The 13315-nt window shown below is 36.7% G+C and carries 8 protein-coding genes and 2 riboswitches; of the genes, 7 read left to right on the top strand and 1 reads right to left on the bottom strand.

Annotated elements, in window-relative coordinates:
- Window positions 1-35: 35 nt before the first annotated feature.
- The 7 genes from PBT91_RS14030 to thrA all read left to right on the top strand — a co-directional run bounded on the left by PBT91_RS14030 (window position 36) and on the right by thrA (window position 11717).
- On the top strand, window positions 36-629 hold the full coding sequence (locus tag PBT91_RS14030; protein ID WP_270059083.1) for a precorrin-2 dehydrogenase/sirohydrochlorin ferrochelatase family protein: 594 nt from the start codon (window positions 36-38) through the stop codon (window positions 627-629).
- Window positions 622-1683 carry an NAD(P)/FAD-dependent oxidoreductase gene (locus tag PBT91_RS14025; RefSeq protein WP_270059082.1) on the top strand — a complete coding sequence of 354 codons (1062 nt, stop codon included), beginning with the start codon at window positions 622-624 and terminating at the stop codon, window positions 1681-1683. The genes PBT91_RS14030 and PBT91_RS14025 overlap by 8 nt, the downstream gene beginning before the upstream one ends.
- Window positions 1684-2126: 443 nt before the next feature.
- Window positions 2127-2549, top strand: a complete 423-nt coding sequence (locus PBT91_RS14020; RefSeq protein ID WP_270059081.1) for an OsmC family protein — start codon at window positions 2127-2129, stop codon at window positions 2547-2549.
- A 324-nt stretch (window positions 2550-2873) separates the two neighbouring features.
- Window positions 2874-2990, top strand: a riboswitch (SAM riboswitch).
- A 48-nt stretch (window positions 2991-3038) separates the two neighbouring features.
- Window positions 3039-4058 (top strand): homocysteine S-methyltransferase family protein, encoded by a 1020-nt coding sequence (locus PBT91_RS14015; protein WP_270059080.1) that lies wholly within the window; start codon window positions 3039-3041, stop codon window positions 4056-4058.
- Window position 4059: 1 nt separating this feature from the next.
- On the top strand, window positions 4060-6780 hold the full coding sequence (gene metH / locus PBT91_RS14010) for a methionine synthase (protein ID WP_270059079.1): 2721 nt from the start codon (window positions 4060-4062) through the stop codon (window positions 6778-6780).
- Between the two features lie 138 nt (window positions 6781-6918).
- Window positions 6919-7875 (top strand): methylenetetrahydrofolate reductase [NAD(P)H], encoded by a 957-nt coding sequence (gene metF, locus PBT91_RS14005; protein ID WP_270059078.1) that lies wholly within the window; start codon window positions 6919-6921, stop codon window positions 7873-7875.
- A 229-nt stretch (window positions 7876-8104) separates the two neighbouring features.
- A riboswitch (SAM riboswitch) is annotated at window positions 8105-8206 on the top strand.
- Between the two features lie 124 nt (window positions 8207-8330).
- Complete coding sequence (gene thrA, locus PBT91_RS14000; RefSeq protein WP_443089628.1) at window positions 8331-11717, top strand: bifunctional aspartate kinase/homoserine dehydrogenase I; 3387 nt, start codon at window positions 8331-8333, stop codon at window positions 11715-11717.
- A 567-nt stretch (window positions 11718-12284) separates the two neighbouring features.
- Here the strand turns inward: thrA and gldA are convergent.
- Window positions 12285-13205: a gliding motility-associated ABC transporter ATP-binding subunit GldA gene (gene gldA, locus PBT91_RS13995; protein ID WP_270059077.1), complete on the bottom strand. Its 921-nt coding sequence runs from the start codon at window positions 13203-13205 to the stop codon at window positions 12285-12287.
- Window positions 13206-13315: the final 110 nt, after the last annotated feature.

Below are 13315 nucleotides of genomic sequence, written 5' to 3'. Positions count from 1 at the left end.
TTGAATTTATTTTGAAAGCCAATCGCTAAAAAAATATGCAACCAAGAAATGAATTATATCCCGTATTTCTAAAAGTGAATAACTTGAACATTCTCGTTGTTGGCGGAGGAAATGTTGGGCATGAAAAGCTGCACTTTTTATTGAAATCAAGCCCTAATGCTAATGTTGAAGTAGTTGCCAAATGGTTCGCTCCTGAAACTGCTGCACTTGCTGAAAAACATGGGATTAAATTGACCAAAGGCAGATATCGAAAAAAATATTTGAAAAAAAGGCATATTGTAGTGGCAGCAACTAATGATGCGAGATTAAACAAAAGAGTACATCGCCACGCCAAGAGAAGATATTTGCTAGCGAATATTGCCGATACACCCGAACTATGTGATTTTTATATGGGCGGGATCGTCAATAAAGGCAATGTAAAAATAGCGATTTCTACTAATGGCAAATCGCCAACAACGGCCAAACGTTTACGTCAGTTTTTTGAAGAGGTAATTCCGGAAGATGTTAATCGAATGGTAGAAAATCTTAATGAATATAGAAAAACCATTAAAGGTGATTTTGAAGCCAAGGTGGAACAATTAAATACAATAACCGAATCTTTAATCGTAAAGAAAGATAAAAATGATTAAAACAGATATCCTAATTATAGGAGCAGGCCCCACAGGATTATTTACCGTTTTTGAGGCGGGATTATTAAAATTAAAAACACATTTAATCGACGCTTTACCGCAGCCAGGTGGTCAATGTTCAGAAATTTATCCCAAAAAACCGATTTATGATATTCCGGCTTTCCCGGAAATCAACGCAGGCGATTTGGTGAATAATCTAATGGAACAAATTAAACCTTTTGAACCTGGATTTACTTTAGGTGAGCGTGCTGAAACTTTAGAAAAGTTAGATGACGGTACATTTATCGTAACCACAAACAAAGGAACAAAACATCATGCCCCGGTTGTAGCCATTGCTGGAGGTTTAGGTTCTTTCGAGCCACGTAAACCGCCTATCCCAAATATCGCTGATTATGAAGATAAAGGCGTGGAATATTTTATTAAAGATCCTGAGATTTATCGTGGTAAAAAAGTAGTGATCGCCGGTGGTGGAGATTCCGCTTTAGATTGGGCAATTTATTTAGCGGATGTTGCTGAAGAAGTAGCGCTGGTACATCGTAGAAAAGAATTTAGAGGTGCTTTAGATTCTGTAGAAAAGGTTTCTGAATTATCGAAACTCGGTAAAATTGAAATGATCACTAATGCTGAAGTTGTTGGTATTAAAGGAAATAATGACCTGGAGCAGGTAGTGATTCGCCATAAAGATGAAGCCAGAGGTGAAGAGCTAAGAGAAGTAGATCATTTTATTCCATTATTTGGCTTGTCTCCAAAATTAGGACCAATCGGAAATTGGGGCTTAGAGATCGAAAAAAATGCTATAAAAGTTGATAATTCTTATGATTATGCGACTAATATCCCTGGAGTTTACGCCATTGGCGATGTCAATACATACAAAGGAAAATTAAAACTGATTTTATCTGGTTTCCACGAAGCAGCGATTATGTGCCAGAGTGCGTATCAGCGAATTTTCCCAGATAAAAAATATGTGCTTAAATATACGACAGTGGGCGGAGTAGAAGGATTCGACGGATCTAAAAAAGAAGCCAAGAAAGAAGTAGTACAGAGTATAGGCTAGAAAATCGATATTAGATCGCTTTGCTGTTAGATTTTAGATATTAGACATTAAAAAAGAAAAATGATTTTTAAATGTCAAATTTTTAAAAAAGATAGAAGCTCTAGATGAAGTCTAACTAGGAATTGAAGTTTTCGATTGCTAATTGAAATCGGCCTATCGAAAATTGCTTGTAAAATTGGAAATGAGAGAAGCGTAAAATTTTAGTCTGCTTGATCGCAGCGAGTTCCTAAAATTTAGCTTCCGAATGCACAATTTCAAGGAAGTTTCGTAAGCCTAGACTTTTTTGATTCTTTTTTCGTCAATGGAAAAAAGAAAATGTATAAACTAATATTGAAAGCGTCATTTCCTTTATAGAAATGGCGTTTTTTTAAATAGCTTCAAAGTAGCAAAGATTACAAAAGAATCACAACACGTTTCGTATATTTGAATCAAAATTAAAATAGATGAAAATCTTTCTGAAAAGGCTTAACGATGCCTATCACTTTGAGACTAAAAATGAACGTGGAGATATTGTTCATTTAGATAATAAATCTGAAGAAAATCCGCAAGGAGGAAGTCCGATGGACTTAATTCTTCGTGGTATTGCCGGTTGTAGTAGTATTGATGTGGTGATGATTCTTAAAAAACAAAAAGTAGAACTAGAAGATTTGCAGGTAGAAGTTGAAGGCTTCAGAGAAGATGGTGCAATTCCTAATGTTTTTAAAAAGATTCATTTAAACTTCATGCTAAAAGGCGATGTTTCTCCACAAAAAGCTTTACGTGCTGTAGAACTTTCTATGGATAAATATTGTTCCGTAGCAAAAATGTTAGAGAAAGCTGCTGAGATCTCTTACGAAGTAAATGTAAATGGGGAAGCTGTAAAATAACACTTGGGTTTTATTTTTAATATGGAATAAAAATGGCCTATCGAAAATTGCTTGTAAATTTGAAAGTGAGAGAAGCGTAAAAATTTTAGGCTTTTTGAGCGAAGCGAGTTTCTAAAATTTAGCTTCCGAACATACAATTTCAAGCAAGATTAGTAAGCCTAGATTTTTTTGGTTCGTTTTTTCATCAATGGAAAAAATGAACAGAATTGATATAATTAATTTCTTCAATACTAATAAAGAAGAAGCGAATCAAGATTTTTACTCATTTTCTTGTAATTATAATAGATCGCCGTATATTAGCGGGCTGAGTTCATTAAAATAATAGCGTTATCAAGAAAGGTTGAGGGATTAGACCCGATGAAACCTTAGCAACCCTCTTTGTCTCTAGTACAATGGAGAAGGTGCTACCTTCTACTACGTTTTTTCGTAGATAGATAACATCAAGACTTCCTTTTTCTTCTTTTTTGATAGCGTTTAGAACAGAATAACATGTCGAAATTAGAAGAAATATTAGCCGAAAAAATATTGATCCTTGATGGTGCAATGGGAACCATGCTTCAGGAATATAAATTTACTGAAGAAGATTTCCGTGGCGATCGTTTTAAGGATTGGCCGGTGTCGTTACAAGGAAATAATGATCTCCTTTCCATCACACAACCAGAGGCAATAGCCACAATTCATAAAAAATACTTTCAGGCAGGAGCCGATATTGTAGAAACCAATACGTTCTCGGGAACTACGATAGCTATGGCAGATTATCAAATGGAGGAACTTGTGGATGAATTAAACTACGAGTCCGCCAAAATCGCTAAACAAGTAGCTACTGAATTAACCGAAGCCAATCCCGACCAACCAAAATTTGTGGCCGGTGCTATGGGGCCTACCAATAAAACGGCAAGCATGTCTCCAGATGTAAATGATCCTGGATTTCGTGCCATTTCTTTTGATGAACTCCGACTTGCGTATAAACAACAGGCCAGCGCCTTAATAAGAGGAGGAGTAGATATTTTGTTGGTAGAAACTGTTTTTGATACCTTAAATGCTAAAGCAGCTCTTTTTGCAATCGATGAGCTTAAAGAAGAATTAAATCTAGATATCCCGGTGATGGTAAGCGGTACAATTACCGATGCTTCGGGTAGAACCTTATCTGGACAAACCGCAGAGGCTTTCTTAATTTCGGTTTCTCATATTCCATTATTAAGCATTGGTTTTAATTGTGCGCTTGGTGCAAAACAATTAACTCCGCATTTAGAGGTTTTAAGCTATAAAACACAATATGGTGTTTCAGCTTATCCTAATGCCGGTTTGCCAAATGCTTTTGGAGAGTATGATGAATCACCCGATGAAATGGCGATTCAAACGAAAGAATATCTCGATAAAAGTTTAGTCAACATCTTAGGAGGATGTTGCGGAACAACTCCAGCTCATATAAAGGCAATTGCTACCATTGCTAAAGATTACAAACCAAGACCTATAAAAAGTCTTCAACATAAAAAAGCTTCGGCCTAAAATGGAAGGATTAGATCATAATTTAGCTAATAATACTTCAGGGAAAACGGATTATCGCCCCTTGCAATTATCGGGTCTGGAACCTTTAATTATTACGCCCGACAGCAATTTTGTAAATGTGGGGGAACGTACCAATGTAGCCGGTTCTAAACGATTTTTACGATTAATTAAAGAAGAAAAGTTCGATGAAGCTTTAGATGTTGCTAGAGATCAGGTAGACGGTGGTGCGCAGATTATTGATATTAATATGGACGACGGACTTATCGATGGTAAAGAAGCCATGGTAAAGTTCCTAAATCTTATTGTTGCGGAACCGGATATTGCTCGTGTGCCAATCATGATCGATAGTTCGAAATGGGAAATTATCGAAGCTGGTTTACAAGTGGTACAAGGGAAATGTGTAGTGAATTCGATTTCCTTAAAAGAAGGCGAAGCGCAATTTATAGAACATGCCCGAAAAGTAAAGCGTTACGGAGCGGCAGTTATTGTAATGGCTTTTGATGAGGTTGGACAAGCTGATAATTACGATCGAAGAATTGAAATTTCAAAACGCTCTTACGATATTCTTGTAAACAAAGTAAATTTTCCGCCAGAGGATATTATTTTCGATTTAAATATCTTTCCTGTAGGAACAGGTATGGACGAGCATCGTAGAAATGCAATAGATTTTATCGAAGCAACCGCCTGGGTAAAAGAAAACTTACCATATTGTAGTGTAAGTGGTGGCGTTAGTAATGTATCTTTTTCTTTCCGCGGGAATAATCCGGTGCGTGAAGCGATGCATTCGGTATTTCTATACTACGCGATTAAAGCCGGAATGAATATGGGAATTGTAAACCCCGCATTATTGGAAGTTTACGATCAAATTCCAAAAGATTTACTGGAGCATGTAGAAGATGTAATTTTAGATCGTAGAGACGATGCTACCGAGCGTTTGTTAGATTTTGCTGAAACCGTAAAAGGCACCGCAAAAACCAGTAAAGTCGATTTAAGTTGGCGAGAAGGCAGTATTCAAGACCGGATAACCCATGCGCTGGTAAAAGGAGTAGATGCTTATATTGTTGAAGATGTTGAAGCAGCCAGACTGGAAGCAGAGCGGCCTATCGATGTAATTGAAGGTTCGTTAATGATTGGTATGAATGTGGTTGGAGATCTCTTCGGAAGCGGTAAAATGTTTCTTCCGCAGGTAGTAAAATCGGCGCGAGTAATGAAAAAAGCCGTAGCCTACTTATTGCCTTTTATTGAAAATGATAAAACCAGTAAACGCGAACCTGCCGGAAAAGTCTTGATGGCTACCGTAAAAGGAGATGTGCACGATATTGGGAAAAATATTGTAAGCGTAGTTTTAGGATGTAATAATTACGAAATTATTGATTTAGGTGTAATGGTGCCGCCAGAGAAAATTATTGATGCCGCAAAAGCTAATAATGTAGATGCAATAGGTTTAAGCGGATTAATAACGCCTTCTTTAGATGAAATGGTTTTTTTGGCTAAAGAAATGCAACGTCAAAATTTTAATGTGCCTTTGCTAATTGGTGGGGCTACAACTTCTAAAGCACATACAGCGGTAAAAATCGATCCGCAATATATGCACGCAGTCGCGCATGTAAACGATGCTTCACGAGCAGTTACGGTTGTTGGGGATTTATTAAATAAAAAAACAAGAGAAGCCTATAAAGAAAATCTTAAGGCAGAATATGAGGTTTTCCGCAAAAATTTTGGAAAACGTAGTAAAGTAAAAAGTTTTCTGTCTATTGAAGAAGCTCGCGAAAACAACTATAAAATAGATTGGAAAACCACCAATATCACAAAACCAAACCGTCTAGGAATTCAGATTCTTGAAGATTTCGATTTAAATGAATTAGTAGATTATATCGATTGGAGTCCGTTTTTTAGAAGTTGGGATTTACACGGGCGTTATCCTAATATTTTAGAAGATAAAGTAGTAGGTGAACAGGCAACATCTCTTTTTGAAGATGCTAAAGTTTTGCTGAAGCGTATTTTAGATGAAAAACTGCTAAAAGCGAAAGCAATTTACGGTTTATTTGAAGCGAATACCGTAAATCATGATGATATAGAGGTGTACTATAATCAAGATTCCGAAGAAAAAACAGCAATTTTTAGAACGCTACGGCAGCAATTAAAAAAGCATGCCGGAAAGCCCAATTTTGCACTTTCAGATTATATCGCACCTAAAGAAACTGGAATAAAAGATTATATAGGTTGCTTTTGTGTTTCTACCGGTTTTGGTACACAGGAACTAGCGGCAGAATTCGAGAAAAATCATGACGATTATAATTCAATTATGATCAAAGCGCTAGCCGACAGATTTGCTGAAGCTTTTGCCGAATACTTGCACAAAAAAATCAGGAAAGAAGATTGGGGATATGCTTCCGAAGAAAATCTAAGTAACGAAGAACTGATTAAGGAAAATTATAAAGGAATTCGTCCTGCGCCAGGATATCCGGCTTGTCCCGATCACCTAGAAAAATTAACGATTTGGGATATTTTAAAGGTTGAAGAAAATATTGGCGTCAAGCTTACCGAAAGTCTGGCCATGTGGCCGGCAGCCAGCGTAAGTGGTTATTATTTTGCCAATCCTGAAGCTCGCTATTTTGGTTTAGGGAAAATTAAGGACGATCAGGTAAAAGATTTTGCCGAGCGTAAAGGAATTGAATTAAAAAAAGCCGAAAAATGGCTGAATCCTAATATTGCAGATTAGGGTTATTGATGGGAAGGGTCGTCATTCCAGACTTGATCTGGAATCTCATCATATTAGTCAAACAAGATGAGACACTAAATCAAGTTCAGTGTGACGATTTTTTAAATGACAGCTATTAACAGCTAACAGCTTAAAACAATGAAAGTAACTGAGCATATAGAAAACGCAAAAGGAAAAACGCTTTTTTCATTTGAAATTGTTCCGCCGCAAAAAGGGAAGAACATTCAGGAATTATACGATAATATCGATCCTTTAATAGAATTTAATCCTCCATTTATTGATGTAACTACTTCTCGAGAAGAACATATTTATATAAAACGAGAAGATGGGTTGTTAGAACGTAAAATTACTAGAATGCGCCCAGGTACGGTTGGGATTTGTGCTGCGATCAAACAGAAATATAATGTAGATACCATTCCGCATGTATTATGTGGTGGTTTTACCAAAGAAGAAACTGAATATTTATTGGTGGATTGTCATTATTTAGGAATCGAAAATGTGATGGCATTGCGGGGTGACGCCATGAAACATCAGCGTTATTTTGAGCCTACAAGTGGCGGGCATTGTTATGCTAACGAGCTGGTAGATCAGATAAAAAATCTTTCTAGAGGAAAATATTTAAATGAAGTTATCGATTCTGAAAATCATGCCGATTTCTGTGTAGGAGTAGCCGGTTATCCTGAAAAGCATTTAGAATCCCCTTCCTTAGAAACCGATCTTAAAAAGTTGAAAGCAAAGGTTGATGCGGGAGCAGATTACGTGGTAACTCAGATGTTTTTTAATAATCAGGCCTATTTTGAATTTGTAGAGAAAGCAAAACAAATGGGAATAAACGTGCCCATAATTCCGGGGATCAAGCCTATTGCCGTAAAAAAGCATTTGCAATTATTGCCGCATGTGTTTAGCATCGATCTTCCGCAAGATTTAATTGATGGTGTAGAAGCTTGTAAAAATAATAAGGAAGTACGCGAAGTAGGAATCGAATGGGCTATTCAACAAACCAAAGAACTAAAAAAAGCTGGCGTACCGGTATTGCATTTCTATTCTATGGGAAAAAGCTCGAATATAAAAAAGATTGCTGAAGCGGTGTTTTAGTAATCAGAATTTAGATCGCTGGCGCTGTTAGATTTTAGAAAATCGATTATTAAAAATGTTGAATTTTAGATTCTAAATTTTGAATGAGATAAAATTTTATTATCAGTTAACTGAAAAATCTAATTACTCAATTCTCATTACTACCTTCTAAACTAAAACTCAAAAAAAATGTTGGTTGATCGCAAATTATTACCGTAATTTGTAGAGACAAAGTTCAAAAACTTACTGATTGTTATCAAGAAAGGCCGAGGGAATAGACCCGCTGAAGCCTTAGCAACCCTTTGCCAACAAAGAAGGTGCTACGTTCTACCGATTTCCGGATAGATAACAGATAGATTCTTCATCGAATTATTCTCACAAACTTTTCTTGATTGTAACAGAGCACGCACCCAGCAAATGGATGTTTAGCTTTTTTCAGTCTGTTTTAAGCTTTTAAAGTTTAAAAAATAGAAAAGTTGAAACAGGATTTATTACAAGTACAACTTCATAATTTTACCACGTTAAGTGGCGTAACTCAAGATATCACCTTGTCGTATCATGTGTTTGGCCAGCCGTTACATTCGGCGCCTATCGTGATGATAAATCATGCGCTAACGGGAAATTCTGAAGTTGCCGGAGAAACCGGTTGGTGGAAAGATGTTGTAGGACCAGAAAAATGTATCGATACCGATAAATATACCATCCTGGCTTTTAATGTTCCCGGGAATGGTTACGACGGAATCCTAATCGAAAACTATAAAGATTTTGTAGCGAGAGATATCGCCAGGATCTTTCTGTTAGGCTTAAATTCGTTAAAAATCGAGCATCTTTTTGCATTGGTTGGTGGTTCGCTTGGAGGCGGTATCGCCTGGGAAATGGCAGCTTTAAGTCCGGAGATTACCGATAATCTAATTACCGTGGCGACCGATTGGAAATCGACCGACTGGCTAATCGCGAATTGCCAGATTCAGGAGCTGTTTTTAAATAATTCTAAAAATCCGGTGCACGATGCTCGTATGCACGCGATGCTGTGTTACCGCACGCCCGAATCTTTTAAATCCCGTTTTAAAAGGACCCAAAATGAGGAACTTCAGGTTTTTAATGTAGAAAGCTGGTTGCTACACCACGGTGCAAAACTTCAGGAAAGATTTCAGGTGGGCGCTTATAAATTAATGAATCAGCTTTTAAAAACAATCGATGTTTCTCGTGGCAGGCCAGAGCTGGATAAGGTTTTAGAAAGTATCAATGCGAATATCTGCATTATCGGGGTAGATTCAGATCTCTTTTTTACTGCGGAAGAAAACAGGGAGACTTATAAACAACTGGCGCAAAGCAGCAATAAAGTGACGTATGGGGAAATACATTCGCTACACGGTCACGATGCATTTTTAATCGAATTTAAACAACTGGAAAATATAATTGCAGGCATTTTTCAAAAAGCAAATAAGATGAAAGTAGTAAAGTTTGGCGGAAAATCTCTAGCCAACGGAGAAGGTATCAATACGGTTTTAGAAATTATTGAAGAAAAAATCAAAAATGAAGAACGTATTGCGGTAGTGGTTTCAGCACGAGGAAAAACCACAGATCAGCTTGAAAATTTATTGGAAAAAGCTTCTGAGAATGAAGATTTTGCTTCAGCTTTCGATAAATTTAAAGCTTACCAGATCTCAGAATATGATTTTGTAGATTTTTCCGAAGAATTTAAAAATATCGAAAAACTACTTGAAGGTGTTCGTTTGCTTGGTGATTACAGCGCGAAGATCAAAGATCAGTTACTATCTCAGGGCGAATTAATGTCGGCTAAATTAATCACTGAAATTCTGAAAAAACGTGGTTACAAAACCAATTTTACCGATACTCGTAAATTGATTAAAACCGATGATATTTTTGGGAATGCACAGCCATTGGATGCACTTTCAAAAGAAAATGTTTTGCAGCATTTTGAAGAATTTAATGGCAAAACGGTGAATATCGTTACCGGTTTTATTGGCTCGAACGCTAAAAACGAAACCACAACTTTAGGTAGAAATGGTAGTAATTACACCGCTTCATTAATTGCAAATTATCTGGATGCTGAAGAGTTGCAGAATTATACACATGTAGACGGAATTTACACCGCGAATCCAGATTTGGTGCCGAGTGCACAACGAATCGACCAGCTTTCCTATAACGAAGCGAACGAGCTTGCGAATTTTGGAGCGACGATCTTGCACGCCAAAACCATTATTCCGTTAATCGAAAAAAATATTCCGCTTAGAATCCTGAATACATTTAATAACGATAATCAGGGAACTTTAATTACAGCAAAACCGAATAAGGAAGGAATGAAATCCCTTTCGGTTTTAGAACATACGGCTTTGCTGAATTTAGAAGGTCGTGGTTTACTTGGTAAATCTGGTGTGGATGCGAGGATTTTCCGTCCGCTTGGTGATGCACAAATAAGTGTGAGTATTATTTCTCAGGGTTCTTCGGAACGTGGAATTGGTTTGGTGGTAGATGCCGAAAATGCCGTACGTGCGGTAAAAGCTTTAGAGCGAGAATTTGAGAGTGATTTTTATTCAAAAGATGTGAATAAAATTTCGGTAGTAGATGATGTTTCTGTGATTTCAATAGTTGGGCAAGATTTAAGTACGTTTCATAAACCTTACGATGCGCTGATAAGAAACCAGATCGTTCCTTTGCTTTTTAACAATACGGTAACCGGGAAAAACGTGAGTTTGGTGGTGAAAAAATCACAGCTTAACAAAGCGTTAAACGTAATTCACGGAGAGATTTTTGAGATTTGTAAAAAAATCAATATTGCGATTTTTGGCCATGGAACGGTTGGAGGAACTTTAATCGATCAGATTTTAAATTCGGCAGCTTCAATAGAAGAGCGTAAAAAGGTAAAACTGAATATTTTTGCCGTATCTAATTCCAGAAAACTATTGCTTCATGCTACCGGAATTGGCGAAGATTGGAAAACACAGCTAGAAAACACAGAGCAGGAAGCTTCTTTAGATGAAGTGATTAATTACACCAAATTATTTCATTTAGAAAACCTGATCGCAGTCGATAATACAGCGAGTGAAGCTTTTGTTCAAAATTATAACAAACTGGTAGACCATGGTTTTGATCTGGTTTCTTCAAATAAAATTGCAAATACATTAAGTTTCGATTTTTATTCAGCATTACGGGAGAATTTAGAGAAAAATCAAAAGCAGTATTTATATGAAACCAATGTTGGTGCCGGGTTACCGTTAATCGATACTATTCGAATTTTACACCTTTCCGGAGAAAATATTACCCGAATTCGTGGCGTGTTTTCAGGAACATTAAGTTATTTATTCAATACTTTTTCTGAGGAAGATCGAAAATTTAGCAGTGTTTTAAAAGAGGCGATTGATAAAGGATTTACCGAACCCGATCCGCGTGAAGATTTAAACGGAAATGATGTTGGCCGTAAATTATTGATTTTGGCAAGAGAATTAGAGCTGAAAAATGAATTCAGTGATGTGAAAATAAATAATTTGGTGCCAGAAGATCTGAGAGGTGGCGATGCAAAAACCTTTGTGTCGAGATTGGAAGAATTAGACGCTACTTATCAAAAGATAAAAGAGCAGCAAGAGCCAAATCACGTATTGCGATATATCGGTGATCTATCTGGCGATTTACAGCAGGACAAAGGTGAATTGGAAGTAAAACTCGTTTCTGTACCCGATGAAAGTAGTTTGGGGCAAGTAAAAGGAGCCGATTCTATTTTCGAAATTTATACAGAATCGTATGGTGATCGCCCAATTGTAATTCAGGGAGCCGGAGCTGGCGCTGCGGTAACCGCTCGTGGTGTATTTGGTGATATTTTAAAACTTTCAGAAAAAAAGTAAAATTCCACCAAACCCCCGAAGGGGGCTTTTATAAAAATCACTAGTGATTTTATCAAATATGTTCTTAAACTCCGCTTTCGGGGGGCGGGAGAATAAAAGTACGAATGACGAGGTTAGAAAAGTTAAATTTTTAATGCTGAACATAAATTGAAGAAAATAGGATCAATAATCAAGATGTTGAATGTTTGATTCTGATGATTTTTATGTTAAATGAAATCCTGGCCTATCGAAAATTGCTCGTAAAATTGGAATTGAAAGAAGCGTTTAAATTTTAGGTGTTTGAGCGTAGCGAGTTCCTAAAATTTAGCTTCCGAACGAACAATTTAGAGCAAGGTTCGTAAGCCTAGACTTTTTTGGTTCTTTTTTCGTCAATGGAAAAAAGAAAGGAGTAATAGAAATTGGAATTAAGTAGTTAGTAGAAGGATCAAAACCTGATTTCTAATGTTGAATTCTGAATGAATTGAACACAAACACAATTATCTTCTAAGGATTTCTCAAATCTAAATTGATCTTTTTCTCGAGTATTTGTTTTAACTGAAAGCACTAAAAAGAAAACAAGATATGCTCTTAAACTCCGCTTTCGGGGGCTGGGGGGATAGAAGTCAGCTCCGTAAATAAACTTTCCAGATTTTTAGTTTTTTGATTAAGCTGAAGTGTTTTTAGTCCATTATCATGGGCAAAATCAAAAACCGCCGGGCGCATATCTTCAGACGTGGTAAATGTAAGCTCATACACAAAACCAGCAGGGTTTTTTACTTGTTTTAGATGCGGGAGTTTTTGCAGCGCGACTATTTCAATACGATAATCAAATTCAACTTCAATAATTTGTTCCTGGCCTTTACGAAGATCGGTTAGTTTTTGGTTGGCGATAATTTCGCCATGATTAATAATAATCACGCGATCACAAAGCGCTTCAACTTCCTGCATAATATGAGTAGAAAGAAAAATCGTTTTGTTTTTGGCGATATTTTTTATCAGACTACGAATTTCTACAAGCTGGTTAGGATCCAGTCCCGTGGTTGGTTCATCCAAAATTAAAACCTGTGGATCGTGCAATAAAGCCGCCGCCAAACCAACTCGCTGGCGATAACCTTTAGAAAGCTGATCGATTTTTTTATTAGCTTCGGGAGTAAGATTGGTTAATTTAATCACCTCTTCTATACGTTCTTTTGTGATTCCGTAAACTTTTGCATTAAAGCCCAAATATTCCCGAACATACATTTCAGTATATAAAGGATTATGTTCTGGTAGGTAGCCAATACTTTTTTGTAGCTCGTGAAGCTGATGCTCTACAGAAAATCCATTTACAGTTGCTTTTCCTTCTGAAGCTTGTAAATAACCGGTTAAAATTTTCATCAATGTAGATTTACCAGCACCGTTTGGACCAAGAAAACCAACAATTTCACCTTTTTCAATAGAAAAGGAAACCTGGTTAAGGGCTTTTTGATCCCCATAAAATTTTGATATTTTTTCTACTGAAATCGACATGTTGGAAGCTTTAGGCCAAAAGTAAGCATAAAATTGGCGCAGTAAAAACAGGTTTAGAGTATTAACGCACACTTTATTAAAACTGATTTTTTGGTTTTAATATTTATTAT

It is taken from the genome of Zunongwangia sp. HGR-M22, from assembly GCF_027594425.1.
Classification (GTDB): Bacteria; Bacteroidota; Bacteroidia; order Flavobacteriales; family Flavobacteriaceae; genus Zunongwangia.
This window is presented reverse-complemented; position numbering and strand designations above follow the sequence as displayed.